Annotated in this window: 13 protein-coding genes; 7 read left to right on the top strand and 6 right to left on the bottom strand. The window is 56.4% G+C overall.

Going from position 1 to position 14,308, the window contains the following annotated elements:
* Positions 1-9 precede the first annotated feature (9 nt).
* The 5 genes from murJ to OKX01_RS02720 all read right to left on the bottom strand — a co-directional run bounded on the left by murJ (position 10) and on the right by OKX01_RS02720 (position 6,019).
* Positions 10-1,371: a murein biosynthesis integral membrane protein MurJ gene (gene murJ / locus OKX01_RS02740; protein ID WP_094195596.1), complete on the bottom strand. Its 1,362-nt coding sequence runs from the start codon at positions 1,369-1,371 to the stop codon at positions 10-12.
* Positions 1,368-2,393: an SDR family oxidoreductase gene (locus OKX01_RS02735; RefSeq protein WP_264672417.1), complete on the bottom strand. Its 1,026-nt coding sequence runs from the start codon at positions 2,391-2,393 to the stop codon at positions 1,368-1,370. The genes murJ and OKX01_RS02735 overlap by 4 nt, the downstream gene beginning before the upstream one ends.
* A gap of 14 nt (positions 2,394-2,407) precedes the next feature.
* Positions 2,408-3,688, bottom strand: a complete 1,281-nt coding sequence (gene tviB / locus OKX01_RS02730; RefSeq protein ID WP_108728130.1) for a Vi polysaccharide biosynthesis UDP-N-acetylglucosamine C-6 dehydrogenase TviB — start codon at positions 3,686-3,688, stop codon at positions 2,408-2,410.
* 49 nt (positions 3,689-3,737) lie between these two features.
* Entirely contained in the window at positions 3,738-4,862 is a 1,125-nt protein-coding gene (locus OKX01_RS02725) for an MraY family glycosyltransferase (RefSeq protein WP_108728131.1), read from the bottom strand.
* A gap of 200 nt (positions 4,863-5,062) precedes the next feature.
* Positions 5,063-6,019, bottom strand: a complete 957-nt coding sequence (locus tag OKX01_RS02720; protein WP_094195592.1) for a LysR family transcriptional regulator — start codon at positions 6,017-6,019, stop codon at positions 5,063-5,065.
* Positions 6,020-6,308: 289 nt separating this feature from the next.
* On the opposite strand from OKX01_RS02720, the gene uraD reads away from it, so the two are divergent.
* The 6 genes from uraD (at position 6,309) to OKX01_RS02690 (ending at position 11,428) form a co-directional block, all read left to right on the top strand.
* The gene (gene uraD, locus OKX01_RS02715; RefSeq protein ID WP_094195591.1) at positions 6,309-6,839 is read left to right on the top strand and encodes a 2-oxo-4-hydroxy-4-carboxy-5-ureidoimidazoline decarboxylase; all 531 of its coding nucleotides are present in this window, start codon (positions 6,309-6,311) and stop codon (positions 6,837-6,839) included.
* A 148-nt stretch (positions 6,840-6,987) separates the two neighbouring features.
* The gene (locus tag OKX01_RS02710) at positions 6,988-7,500 is read left to right on the top strand and encodes an ureidoglycolate lyase (protein WP_094195590.1); all 513 of its coding nucleotides are present in this window, start codon (positions 6,988-6,990) and stop codon (positions 7,498-7,500) included.
* Positions 7,497-8,288 (top strand): class II aldolase/adducin family protein, encoded by a 792-nt coding sequence (locus OKX01_RS02705; protein ID WP_094195589.1) that lies wholly within the window; start codon positions 7,497-7,499, stop codon positions 8,286-8,288. The genes OKX01_RS02710 and OKX01_RS02705 overlap by 4 nt, the downstream gene beginning before the upstream one ends.
* A 24-nt stretch (positions 8,289-8,312) precedes the next feature.
* Entirely contained in the window at positions 8,313-8,498 is a 186-nt protein-coding gene (locus OKX01_RS02700) for a 4-oxalocrotonate tautomerase (RefSeq protein WP_094195588.1), read from the top strand.
* Between the two features lie 372 nt (positions 8,499-8,870).
* Positions 8,871-10,355 carry a nucleobase:cation symporter-2 family protein gene (locus tag OKX01_RS02695; protein ID WP_094195587.1) on the top strand — a complete coding sequence of 495 codons (1,485 nt, stop codon included), beginning with the start codon at positions 8,871-8,873 and terminating at the stop codon, positions 10,353-10,355.
* Between the two features lie 197 nt (positions 10,356-10,552).
* Positions 10,553-11,428, top strand: a complete 876-nt coding sequence (locus tag OKX01_RS02690; RefSeq protein WP_094195586.1) for a hypothetical protein — start codon at positions 10,553-10,555, stop codon at positions 11,426-11,428.
* Between the two features lie 62 nt (positions 11,429-11,490).
* On the opposite strand, the gene OKX01_RS02685 is transcribed toward OKX01_RS02690, so the two are convergent.
* Positions 11,491-12,408, bottom strand: coding sequence for a LysR family transcriptional regulator (locus tag OKX01_RS02685; protein WP_108728135.1), 918 nt, complete (start codon positions 12,406-12,408; stop codon positions 11,491-11,493).
* Between the two features lie 110 nt (positions 12,409-12,518).
* Here OKX01_RS02685 and gcl point away from each other — a divergent pair, with 110 nt between their 5' ends.
* A complete protein-coding gene (gene gcl, locus OKX01_RS02680) occupies positions 12,519-14,294 on the top strand; it encodes a glyoxylate carboligase (protein ID WP_108728136.1) in 1,776 nt (591 codons plus the stop codon).
* The last annotated feature ends 14 nt before the right edge of the window (positions 14,295-14,308 follow it).

Raw genomic sequence — 14,308 nt, 5'->3', positions numbered from 1 at the left:
CACGTTTTCCTATTCCTGCGAACCAGACGCGAAGGCACTGGCTGGCCTCAAGGCCAAGATGAAATAACAAGTGAAAGAAGCCGCATACATCAGACTGGTCGCCAGCATGATGCCCGACGGGCCCATGCGCGCCGCCAGAATCGGGTTCAGGGCCGCTTTCACCAAAAAATTGATCACGGCAATGATTGCCATGGATTTATAACGGTTCTGACTGGCCAGCAACTGCACCAGAATCAGCACCCCAAAATAAAAGGGCAGTTGCACCAACCCCCAGCTAAACACCTGGGCGACAGTGGCCGTATCCTGCGCCGTGAACGCACCACGCTCAAACAGCAGTGCCACCCCCCAAGGAGCCAACAGAACGCCAATAGCGGCAGCCACCCCACCGGCCAGCAACATCATGACCGACCACTTCAAGGCCATGGAGCGAGCACGGGCGTTATCACCCCGACTTTGAATATCAGCCAGTACAGGCAAGGCAGCACGGCCTACGGAGGCAGCACCCACCCCCAGCACCAGAGCCAGCAAACGAGTGGCGTAGCCCAACGTCGCGTTGGCATTAGCCCCCAAATTGGCCGCCGTATATTGGTCGATAGGGCCGACAAAGCTCATGGCAACCTGCCCCACCAGCATGATGGTGGCGGCCTTGAGCAAATCCGGCCACTGCTCGGCACGCAGGCTGATTGTGGGGCGAGCCCATATCTGATCGGCCCGTGAGGCCAGAATCATCAGCCACACCGCCTGAATGGTCATGCCCAGTAAGGTGCCCCAAAGCAAGGGACCAATACCGGCATTCCCGCCCGCTGCCAGCACCCAGATCAGAATGACAAAGGCTGGGACACTTTCCAGCAAGGTATTGATATGCCGCTCATGTGCCCGCAAGCGGGCGGCACTCAGGCCAATCATCAGCGTTAGAACCGCCGCAGGCGCAAAGGCAAACAACAACTCCCGGCTCATTTCATGAACGGCAGGGCTTAGCCCTTGTCCGGTCCATTGCAGCACCCAGGGCCAGCTAATCCAGATCAAGACTCCCAATACGCAGCCCAGCACAATGCACCAGGCTTTGAGCTCACCCAGAAAACGGCTGCGCGCAGCCGGTTCCAGACGATGCAAGCGCACCAGCACGGGAATCAACACCACAGACATAGAGCCGACAATCGTCACTGGCAACCAGTTGGCCATGACCATTGTGAACTGGTAGGCATCGACGACATCGCTTACACCGTAGCGATAGGCCACCGCCATTTCTTTGAAAGCGCCCGCTGCCTTGCCCAGCAATAGAAAAAACGCCACCCGCATCGCCCCCAGGGCGATGCGGCGGTGGTCGTCATGCAGACTAGACAGACGTGCTTTCAGGCCGGCCCAAATCAACTCAGGAACGCCACGTACCAGGGCATGGCTGTATTCAAGCCCTGCAACATCGTGTGAGTCGGCTCGTAACCCAATTGTGTACGAGCCTTGGTGATATCCGCTTGGGAGTGCAGTACATCACCGGCGCGAAAATCGGCATAGATGGGCTGCTTGGTGTAATTCACACCATTGCTGCTCAAGGTCTGCTTCAAGTGCTCGAACAACTCGTTCAGGCTGGTGCGGGCATTGACAGCGACGTTATACACCTCAGCCACAGCCGGCTTTTGCTGCACGGCGGCCAGGATATTCATTTGAATGACGTTGTCGATAAAGCAGAAATCGCGGCTGGTTTGGCCATCCCCATTGATTTGCACATCCTGGTTCTGGATCATGGCCGAGACCCATTTGGGAATCACTGCGGCGTATGCACCGTTAGGGTCCTGACGTTTACCAAACACGTTGAAGTAACGCAGGCCCACGCTGGAAAAGCCATAGGCACGGGCAAACACATCCGCATACAGCTCGTTCACGAATTTGGTGACCGCGTAAGGGGACAAAGGGCGACCAATCGTATCTTCCACCTTGGGCAAGCCGGGGTGATCACCATACGTAGAGCTGGAAGCCGCATACACAAAGGCTTTAACCTGTTCGTCACGCGCTGCCACCATCATATTCAGGGCACCGCTCACATTGACCTCGTTGGACGTGAGCGGATCGTTCAAGGAACGTGGTACCGAACCCAGAGCCGCCTGGTGCAGCACATAGTCCACGCCCTTGACGGCTTCGCGACAGGTATCCAGGCTGCGAATATCGCCTTCAATAAAGCGAAAACGGGCCCAGCGCTCGGCACCGACCTGATCACGCACTTCATCCAGATTGTATTGGTGGCCGGTTGCAAAGTTGTCCAGACCCACCACCTGCTGATCCATTTTCAGCAGAGCTTCCAGCAGGTTGGACCCGATAAAGCCGGCACAGCCCGTAACCAGCCAGGTTTTGGGCTGGTTACGCAATTGCTGGTTCGCCTGTTCAAATGTAGAGCTCATAATGCTTTCCGAAATTAAAGGCGCAGATCAGACTGTTCGCGATCGAACACATACTTCAAGTCATAGAGTACATGCTCGGGCTTGCCCCATTGGCGCACGCCTTCCACACCCATCTCTTTGAACTGCTTGTGGGCAACAGCCACGATCACGCCGTCGTACTCACCTGCTTGGGGAGTCTCGACAGGCGTAATACCGTATTCGTGCTGGGCTTCTTTGGGGTCAACCCAGGGGTCATACACGTCTACATGGACATCGTATTGCTTGAGTTCATGCACGATATCGACAATTCGGGTATTACGCAGATCCGGGCAGTTTTCCTTAAAGGCCAGACCCAACAACAGGACGCGCGCACCTTGCACCTGGATGCGGCGCTTGGTCATGGCTTTAACCAGTTGTGAAGCCACGTAGCCGCCCATCGAGTCGTTCAGACGACGACCAGCCAGAATAATCTCGGGGTGGTAACCGATGGCTTGCGCCTTGTGGGTCAGGTAGTAGGGGTCTACGCCAATGCAGTGACCGCCCACCAGACCGGGACGGAAAGGCAGGAAGTTCCACTTGGTGCCCGCCGCTTCCAGCACGTCCAGGGTATCGATGCCCAGACGGTTGAAAATCAGGGCCAATTCGTTGATCAGAGCGATATTCACGTCACGCTGGGTGTTCTCGATCACCTTGGCAGCCTCGGCCACACGAATGGAGCTGGCCTTGAAGGTGCCCACCACAATGATTTCGCGATACAAGGCATCCACCAGCTCAGCCACTTCAGGCGTCGAGCCGGAAGTGACTTTCTTGATGGTGGAAACGCGGTGTTCCTTGTCGCCCGGATTGATACGCTCCGGGCTGTAACCGGCGTAGAAATCTTCGTTGAAGCGCAGACCCGACACTTGTTCCAGCACGGGCACACACACTTCTTCGGTAGCGCCAGGGTAAACCGTGGATTCGTATATGACGATATCGCCACGCTTGAGCACTTTACCGATCGTCTCGGAAGCACGGACCAGCGGGGTCAGATCGGGCTGCTTGAATTGATCAATGGGTGTCGGCACGGTCACGATGAACACATTGGCCTGAGCCAGCTCATCAGCCTCGCAGGAATAGCTCAGACCACTGGCCTGGGCCAGCTCTGCGCTCTCGACCTCCAAAGTACGGTCTACCCCTTCCTTGAGTTCGGCGACACGACGCGCGTTAATGTCAAAACCAATAACGGAACGCTTTTTGCCAAACTCTACCGCCAAAGGCAAACCGACATATCCCAAGCCAATGACGGCCAGTTTCACATTCTCAAGTTGCAACTTCATTCTCCAGTTAGCGCTATGCGCAAGGAATAATCTTGAACGCCTGACAGTATCAGTCCCGATCTACTCGCCGCCGTACCGAGGGCAACAGCAGCCAGGAAGGGCGACGCCACGAAACCAGACGGGAATAGAGCCAGATATAAACCAATGAGAAGGCCAGCATGCTGGCACACAACGCCCAGGTATTGTCCCACCAGATCGTGGCCGGAACCAAACCGATCAAGGCCAAAACCCATAGGTAAGGCGAAGTCATGGCATTACAAAACGTGGGCAAGGCCCCACCGCTGTCACGACTGAACGTGGCACGCACCAGACGACGAAACACCAGTTGGTGCAGATGCAGTGCATCGGGCTGGTCCACGGGCACACCACGCTTGAAGCGGCGCCGCCAGATCGAAAACATCGTTTCGAAAACAGGATAAAACAGCACGGCCAAGGCGTAAAACGGCGACACACTGGGGTTACGCACCACCAGTTGCACAGCCAGTTCAGCCAGCATGAATCCCAGGAAATACGCGCCGCCATCCCCCAGGAAAACTCGTCCGAATGGAAAATTCCACACCAGAAAGCCCAAGGTGGCCGAGGCCAGTGAGGCCGCAATCAGAAAAATAGGAATGTCCTGCACCTGCAAAGCCACCAACGCCAGCGACAGAGCCATCAAGGTGGCGATCATGCCCGCCAGGCCGTTCATCCCGTCAATAATATTGAGGGCATGTGTACAGCCGCCCACGGCAATCATGGTAAAGAGCAGCGAAATGGGCCAGAAGCCCAGAACCCAATCGGCCCAGCTGACTCCAACGCGCGACACGCCGCCCAGCAACCACCAGGCAATCGCCGCCGACAGGAAGGCAGCCAGCAAACGCTTCAAGGAGCCGACGTCCTTGGTAATGTCCTCGACCAGACCCGCCACAAAGACCGGCATGGCTGCCAAAAACAAGACCGGCCACAGCCAGGTCAGTGTCATATTGCTGGGACCCAGAACCAGCAAACCGGCCAAACTGCCTGCAACCACGGCCAGCCCACCCACGCGAGGGGTCGGGCGGGAGTGGGACGCTTGAGGTTTACTAAGGTCGCTGTCCCCAGTCAGACGGCCATGCCAACGCTCGGAGGCCACAATAAGCCCGCCGACCATAAAAGCCACGACACAGATATACAACCAAGTTAGGGACTCCCCCATCTGAGGTAAAGACACCGCAAAACACCCTGCAAGGTTAGGAACTACATCATTATCAACCTGCCTTCCGGCTTGTGTCCGTGACCAGTCGCTTTAAATGCAACAATTTCCGTCAAGTTCCGTATCACTTTTGTGTCGGCAGGAGTAGCTCGCTAATTTGCCCGAGCACGGGCCTGAAAGCAAGTATTTTAGGGGTTTAGGGCTCAGGAATCGGGTTGCGACAACGGTTCTGTCGAGGCCAACTGATTCCCGCACTCGGTCAGGAGCCGCCGTAACCAGCGATGGCTGGGCGAATGCCGATTACGTTCATGCCAGAGCTGATAAAAACGCATGGGAGGAAACTCCAGCGGTGCCTCCAAAATAGCCAGGGGCAATAAACGGCAATAGAACTCGGCAAAATGACGTGAAGTCGTAAAAATCAGGTCTGTATTCTGTAGCAAATACGGCGCTGCCGAGAAGGACTGCACCGCTACGCTTTCATCTCGCTGAATACGCAAGCTCGCCAAGGTCGTGTCGATCACACCGCGTTGGTTGATGGAGTACGGCATGGGCACCACGTGACGCGCCCGCACGTAATCGTCCATGGTCAAGCCCTTGCGCGCCAAAGGATGCGTCGCGGCAACCAGGCAGACGATCTGATCTTCCAGCAACACGGACAAGTGCATGCGATCCGGCGGTTCGGGCCAGTTGCCAATAACCATATCCAGATCGCCTTCAGCCAAAGAACGCTCGAAATCAAAACTGGCATCCAGAGAGTGCAGATTCAAACGCGCGCCCGGTGCCTCACGACGCATGCGCTCGACCACACCACCGATAAAAACAGGGGCCAGATAGTCCGGCGCTCCGATATGAAACTCACTGCGGCTGACCTGAGGATCAAAACTGTCTGGCGCGTTGACCATGCAGTCGATCTCGGCCAAGGCTCCTTTGGCATGAGCCAGCAGACCCATGGCACGCTCGGTGGGCACCATGCCCCCTTTTTCGCGCACCAGCAAAGGATCGCCAATAATGTCACGCAAGCGTCGTAAGGCCGCACTGATAGCAGGCTGCGACTGGTTCATTTTGAACGCGGTACGCGAGACGCTGCGCTCGGTAACGAGTAAGCAAAATACCCTCAAGAGATAGGTATCAAGCGGGTTATCCCCACGTCGGGCGGCCATCTTATTCTCTCCTTCTTATGCTTTTTTCCAGCATGATAATGACATACATGCACAATACGAGATGGCGTATATCATTTATACGCCTAATTCTATTTTATTTATAAACAGAAAACTTAAACTGGTCCCATATAAGAAAATCATAGCCCACAGGCGGTGGTTTATAAGGGTTTGAATACATCAAACAGACTGTATAAACGTCCACCCACCACCCTTGATAAAACGGTCCCCAGGCCTGATCCTGGAGCCGCCTGGGCTCGCACTCTTTACGCTTAGACAATCGGACTGACACATGACCACTCAAACCCTTACCACCACACATGCGCTAGCTGAACTCTCCAGCCTGGATCAGAGGCAATTTGTGGATAGACTCGAAGGTATTTTCGAACACTCCCCTTGGGTCCCTGAGCGTAGTTGGAACCAGCGTCCGTTTGACAGCGTGGATCAACTGCATGCCTGCATGGTGCAGGTGGTCCAGGACGCCTCGTACGAAGAACAAAAGAACCTGATCTGTGCTCACCCCGAACTGGCTGGCAAAGAAGCCGAGCAAGGGACACTGACCAGCGCGTCAACCGGAGAACAACGTGGCGCCGGCCTGGACCAATGCTCGGCCGAAGAATTGGCCCGCCTACGTGGCCTGAACGCCCAGTACCGTGAGCGTTTCGGCTTTCCCTTCGTGATTGCCGTCAAGGGTTTGAGCCGTTACCAAATCATGGATACAGTAGAAGCCCGCCTGAACAACGATGCTGAGCTTGAGTTTCAAACTTGTCTGACCGAAATCGGCAAGATTGCCCGTTTCCGTCTGGATGCGCTGCTGGCCTGATTTTCCCGCCTGCTGGCTCGTCCAGAAGATCCATCCCGTTCACGGGGTTGCACCAGCCTTCGGGTACGCTCCCCCTTGTTTGCTCTGAGTTTTCGTGGCGCGGCTGCCTACCGCCCCACGCGAGTCTGTCTTATCAAGGACCTCTGCCATGACAATCACATTGAAGTTGGAAACCCTGACAGCCGAAGCCTTCGCCCCTTTTGGTGATGTCATCGAGGCCTGCGACACGGTTCAGCACTTCACCATCAACGACGGCAATACCGAGCGCTACCACGATCTGGCCAAGATTGAACCGGGCCCAGAGGGTCACGCGATTGTGTCCATTTTTCGTGGCCAGCCACGCACCCTGCCCTTTACCGTGGAAATGATGGAGCGCCACCCCAAGGGGAGCCAGGCCTTCATTCCCCAGTCCGGCCAGCCATATCTGGTGATTGTGGCCCCCGCCGGCCCCACTCCCAAGGCAAGCGATCTGCGCCTGTTCCTGGCTCGTGGCGATCAGGGCGTGAACTACGCAACCGGCGTATGGCATCACCCCTTGATGGCCCTGAATCAAGTAGCCGACTTCATTGTGATTGACCGCAAAGGCCCTGGTGACAACTGCGATGTGATTCAGTTGGAAGAAAAAGCCACCATCGCTGAACTGGAAACCACGACAGCGTGAGCCAGTCCTGTCCTATCACGCCGGACATCGAGGCCATTTATGCCCATCGTCCGGCGGATATTGATCCCGAGCACTGGCGCGCCCGCGTCAATCTGGCCGCCGCTTACCGGCTGGCGGCCCGCCAGGGCTGGGACGATATCATCTACACCCACCTTTCCCTGCGCCTGCCCGGCCACGACGACATTTTCCTGATCAATCCCTTTGGTCTGCGCTTTGATGAAATCTGCGCCTCCAATCTGCTCTTGATTGATACCCAGGGCCAAGTTGTGGACGGCACAGGCCGCCGTGCCAACCCCAGCGGTTTTGCCATTCATGGTGCCGTCCACCGCGCTCGTGCCGATGCACACTGTGTCATTCATTTACATACAGATGCCTCGATTGCGGTCTCGGCCCTGTCCTGTGGATTGCTGCCCCTGTCGCAACACGCCATGCGTTTCTGGCAGGATATTGGCTACCACCCTTACGCCGGCCTGGCCTTTGCGCCCGACGAGCAACAAGCTCTGCTCCAGCACTTAGGCAAACACCCCGCCCTGCTTTTACGCAATCACGGGGCGCTGACCTGCGGGCGTACGGTGGCCGAAGCCTATGTCCTGATGGACGCGCTAGAGCGCGCCTGCCGCATTCAACTGTCTGCCATGGCAGCAAGCCCCCAATTGCACCTTCCTACCCAGGATGTACTGGCTTTGACACACCGCCAACTTTTGCCGGGGAACGAGCCAGAGGGCTTGTTAGAATGGCCAGCCTTGCTGCGCAAGCTCTACCAGAGCGAGCCGAATTTTTGCCGCTAATCCCATCCCCCTTACGGAGTCTCTATGCCTTCTATTAACGTACAACTATTCGACGGCCGTCCTGTGGAAATCAAACGTGAACTTGCCCAGGCCCTGACCAAAGAAGCCTGTCGCGTGCTTGGCTGTACACCAGAGGCGGTTGATATTGTCTTTACCGACGTCAAACGCGAGAACTGGGCCACGGCCGGTGTTCTGTGGTCGGACAAATAAGCAGATTTCCCAAAGCGGCTGACAAGCCGCTTTTTTTATCCCTATCAGTTTCGCCGCCCCCGCTAAAACCATGCACCAACCCGTAGTTTGGCGGCTTCTAACACAGTTTTTGAGACTGGACTAGGTGGGCAATACCCCTAGCGGCGTAAAACACATGAAAAAAGCAGGAATTGGCTCGTCCCTGGCTTGAACACAGCGCCCCGTCTACCGGGCTTATCTCCTTTCACCATTACACCAATCAGCCTGCCATACGCTTTTACGTATTCTACTTATCAAGCCGTACTGCCTTCCAGTGATACAGCCCATCCGATAACTTTATGCTTACGCGCCCAGGCATCGGCTGCGCATAACGTATTAATAAAGGAGACCCGGATGTCCGCCAACCCAGAAGTGTCCACACCTGTTGCTTGTGACGGTGTAGATGAACGCCTACCAACGGGGCGCCTGGCAACCCTTGGTTTGCAACACGTCATGGTGATGTACGCGGGCGCAGTTGCTGTCCCCCTGATCATTGGCGCGGCTTTGGGCCTGTCCAAAGAACAGATCGCATTCCTGATCAATGCCGACCTGCTGTGTTGTGGCCTGATTACCATCATTCAGGCTCGCGGTCTGGGCATGTTCGGCATCAAGCTGCCCGTCATGATGGGTGTGTCGTTTGCAGCGGTCAGCCCCATGATCGCCATCGGCCTGGACCCACAACTGGGTCTGCCCGGTATTTTTGGCGCCACGATCCTGGCCGGTATCTTCAGTATTCTGATCGCTCCGGTATTTAGCCGTCTGATGGGCCTGTTCCCCCCTGTTGTGACCGGCATCATCATTACCGTCATTGGTGTAACGCTGATGCGCGTGGGTCTGAACTGGATTGGTGGCGGCGCCCCCACCATTACAGATCCGGCCACCGGCATGTCCATCCCCAATCCCGACTACGGTTCGTTGGAAAACCTGGGCATTGCCCTGATGGTGCTGACCGTCATCTTGCTGATCACCAAGTTTGCGCGCGGTTTCCTGGCAAACGTGGCGGTGCTGATTGGCCTGCTGGTCGGTTTCTTCGTTTCCTTGGCCATGGGTCGCATCACCTTTGAAGGTCTGGATCAGACCAGTTGGTTTGCTGTGGTGACTCCATTTCACTTTGGCGTACCGACTTTCAGCTGGGCCCTGCTGGGCGCAGCGGCGGTCCTGTCGCTGATCATGGTGGTGATCATGGTTGAATCGCTGGGCATGTTCCTGGCACTGGGTTCCATCTGCGGCCGTCCTACCGACCGTGAAGCGCTGGTGCGTGGTCTGCGCACCGACGGCCTGGGCACCCTGGTGGGCGGCATCATGAACACTTTCCCGCACAGCTCTTTCTCGCAGAACGTAGGGTTGGTCAGCGTGACCGGTGTGCGCAGCCGCTGGGTATGTGTCATGGGCGGTGCCTTCCTGATCATGCTGGGCCTGTTTCCCAAAATGGCGTTCATCGTGGCCTCCATTCCCAACTATGTTCTGGGTGGTGCTGGCATCGTGATGTTTGGGATGGTGGCTGCGACTGGCATCAAGATCCTGATGTCGGCCAACCTGAACCGCAACCCTTACAACCCCTACATCGTGGCCATCAGCCTGGGCTTTGGCATGATCCCCCTGGTTGCCGAGCACCTGCTGGACAAAATGCCACCCGCGCTGGCTCCCTTGCTGCATAGCGGAATCTTGCTGGCTGCCGTCTCTGCCATCTTGCTGAACCTGTTTTTCAACGGCATGGAAAAGTACGCCGACCAAGGCCACGCTGTTGAGTCCACCGCAGCCACCCAGGCTCGCAAACAGGCCAACGCCCAAAAAGCGGCTGAAGAAACCAGCAATCAACTAGCCTCACAAAACGGCTAAGCCCCCCTTTTGAATAGCCGCCCACGCGTGAAACCGGGCGGCTATTCAAATTTCTGCAATACCTTCATAAAAGTATCGACTGTCCATAATTAATCTAAGCAAGGTCAGTAGCACCCACGCAAAAAAACTACAGCAGCAGGCCACAAGGGACACCAGATCCCAGGGACCTGTTTGCGCCCATTCAAAGAGGAGACACCATGAAACACCGACACCCTGCTCGCTGGGCATGCGCCCTGCTAGCCGCCCCCCTGCTGTCCAGCCCCGCTTTCGCAGCCGACTGGAGCGACACCTTTTTAGGCTACCGATTCAGCACGCAGTACACCGAGCCGATGAACGACCGGACTATCCAGAAGCACATCCTGAGCCTGACCCACGTCAATGGCTACAGCTTGGGGCAGAACTTCTTTAACCTCGACATCCTGCAATCGGACCGCTACGACCCCTCCAATGGCAACGGCAGCAATGGCGCCACCGAGTTCTACGCCACCTATCGCCACCAGCTCTCCATGAGCAAGGTATTCGACAAGAACATCAGCTTTGGCCCCGTGAAAGATGTAGCCGTCACAGCGGGTTTTGACCTGAATACCAAAAACACCGCCTTTGCACCGCGCAAACGCCTACTGGTGCTGGGCCCTACCTTTAAATTCGATGTGCCCCGAGGCTTTGTAGATCTGAGCCTGATGGTTGGGAAAGAGTGGAACCACTGCGGTCTGGGCGCTCCCGCCTGCCCGGACAGCCGCCGCTCTTTCGACACCCAGTTTCTGGCCAGCCTGAACTGGAATCTGCCATTTGATGTGGGTTCAGTGCCTTTGAAGTTCCAGGGCTTTGCCAACTATGCCGGCCCCAAAGGTGACGACTACGCCGGTATCAGTACCAAGTCTGAAGTGCTGGTTCGCACGTCTTTGATGGCTGACGTGGGTAAAGTGGCTTTCGACAAGAAGAACACCTTGTGGGTGGGAATTGGCTACGAGTACTGGTACAACAAGTTCGGCAACCGCTACAAGGCAGACGGCAGCCTGAAACCCGGTATCAAAACCAGCGCCCCGACCGTACAGTTGGAATGGCATTTCTAAGTCGTACGCAGCAAAAAACCGCTTTTCGAAGCGGTTTTTTACAGTTGAAATACGCAAAAACGCTAGAACCTCACCTCGCCATCCCAGTAGCCCGGCGTGTTATAGATGGCGCGCAAATAGTCAATAAAACGCCGCACCTTGGCCGGTAAATAGCGCTGCTGCTGATACACCGCCTGGATATCGTAGCTGGGAATCTCGAACTCATTCAGCACCGTTACCAGCTCGCCCCGCTTGAGTTCTGGCTGAATTTCCCAGGTAGATCGCCAGCCTATGCCCCAACCTTGCTTGACCCAATTAAAAAGCAGTTCACCGTCATTGCAATCCAGGTCCCCATCGACTCGTACCGCCAAAGGCCGGCCATCACGCAGGAAGGTCCAGCCGCGTTGCTGACCGCCTTGCAAGTTAAAGGCCAAGCAGTTGTGACGCGCCAGATCTTCAGGCACGCGCGGTACACCATAGCGCTCAAAGTATTCAGGCGTGCCGCATACCACACGCCGGTTCGGATACAGGCGAACGGCCACATAGTTGGGGTCAGTCACTTCACCAATCCGCAAGGCCATGTCATAGCCCTCACGCACCAGATCCACCACGCTGTCGGTGAAGTTAAAAGACAGCTTCAGCTCGGGATAACGCTTTTTGAAGGACAAGGCATGGGGCGCTACATGACGGCGCCCAAAGGCCGCCGGAGCCGATACCACCAGGTGTCCGCGCACCACTTTACGCTGGGCGCTGATACTGGCTTCGGCCTCTTCAAAGTCCTTCAGAATTTGTTTGCACTGCTCCAGAAACTGCTCGCCCAGATCGGTCAATGTCAGCCCGCGAGTGGATCGGTGCATCAAGCGCACCCCCAGACGCTGCTCCAACGCATCCAGGCGGCGACCCATGACCACGGGGGTGACTCCTTCGACCACGGAAGCGGCCGCAAAACTGCCTTTTTCAGCGACCAATGCAAAACTTCTAATTTCGGTGTAACGGCTCATTCAATACTCCAAGTATCGATAGAAACAATCGTACCACCATTTCTAGGCAGGTCCATCACTCCTTATTATCGAGTTGTGAATTTCGTCAAACGATGATCTAGGAGATATCAATGGCTCGAATGAGAGCAGTGGACGCCGCCGCCGCAATTTTACGTAAAGAAGGCGTGAGCACCGTATTTGGCGTGCCCGGCGCCGCCATCAACCCCTTCTACTCCGCCCTGCGCAAAGAAGGTGGCTTTGATCACATTCTCGCCCGTCACGTGGAAGGCGCTTCCCACATGGCCGAAGGTTTTACCCGTGCCAATCCCGGCAATATCGGCGTATGTATCGGTACTTCCGGCCCCGCTGGCACCGACATGATCACCGGCCTGTACTCCGCATCGGCTGACTCGATCCCAATTCTGTGCATTACCGGTCAGGCCCCTCGTGCCCGCCTGTACAAAGAAGACTTCCAGGCGGTGGACATTGAATCCATTGCCAAGCCTGTGACCAAATGGGCTGTAACAGTTCGCGAACCCGATCTGATCCCGCGTGTGTTCCAGCAAGCCTTTCACATCATGCGCTCGGGCCGCCCCGGTCCTGTGCTGATTGATATGCCTATCGACGTGCAGATGGCCGAGATCGAATTCGATCTGGACACCTACTCACCACTGGAAGCCTACAAGCCAACCGCCACCCGCGCCCAGGCTGAAAAAGCCATAGAACTGCTGAACGCTTCCGAGCGTCCGCTGATCGTCTCCGGTGGTGGCGTGATCAACGCCAACGCATCCGAGCTGCTGCAAGAGTTTGCCGAGCTGGTCAACGTCCCTGTTATTCCAACCCTGATGGGCTGGGGCACGGTTGCCGACGATCACCCGCTGATGGCCGGCATGGTGGGTCTGCAGACCTCGCACCGCTACGGCAACCAGACTTTGCTGGCTTCGGACTTCGTATTCGGTATCGGTAACCGCTGGGCCAACCGCCACACCGGCTCCGTGGATGTGTACACCGAAGGCCGAAAATTCGTGCACGTAGATATCGAACCCACACAGATCGGTCGCGTATTCGGCCCTGATCTGGGCATTGCCTCGGACGCTGGCGCGGCACTGAAGCTGTTCATTGAAGTGGCCAAAGAATACAAGGCTGCCGGCAAGCTGCGCGACCGTGCCGCCTGGGTTGCCGATTGCCAGAAGCGCAAAGCCACCTTGCAGCGCAAAACCAACTTCGACAACGTGCCCTTGAAGCCTCAGCGCGTATACGAAGAAATGAACCGCGCCTTTGGCCCTTCGACCACCTACGTCAGCACTATTGGTCTGTCGCAGATTGCGGCCGCCCAGTTTCTGCACGTGTACAAGCCACGTCACTGGATCAACTGCGGTCAGGCAGGCCCATTGGGCTGGACTATTCCCGCCGCTCTGGGTGTGGTTGCGGCTGACCCCGGCCGTGAAGTAGTGGCCATTTCGGGCGACTACGACTTCCAGTTCATGATTGAAGAGTTGGCCGTGGGTGCGCAATTCAAGCTGCCTTACATCCATATTCTGGTCAACAACGCCTACCTGGGTCTGATTCGTCAGGCACAGCGTGGCTTCGAGATGGACTATTGTGTACAACTGGCCTTTGACAACATCAACGCCCCTGAAACCGAAGGTTATGGTGTGGATCACATCACTGTGGTGGAAGGTCTGGGTTGCAAAGCCATCCGTGTACACAAACCCGAAGACATCCAGCCTGCCATTGAACAGGCTCGTGCATGGATGAAAGAGTTCAGCGTGCCGGTTGTGGTCGAACTGATTCTGGAGCGCGTCACCAACATTGCCATGGGCACCGAACTGCACAATGTGACGGAATTCGAGTCCCTGGCCGAAGCGGGTATTGACGCCCCCACCGCCATCTCGCTGATGGACTGATTGCTGATTTAAAA

Source organism: Alcaligenes sp. SMD-FA (assembly GCF_025960365.1).
Lineage (GTDB): Bacteria > Pseudomonadota > Gammaproteobacteria > Burkholderiales > Burkholderiaceae_B > Alcaligenes > Alcaligenes aquatilis.
Note: the sequence above shows the minus strand (reverse complement) of the source record. Positions and strands in the feature narration are given on the sequence as shown.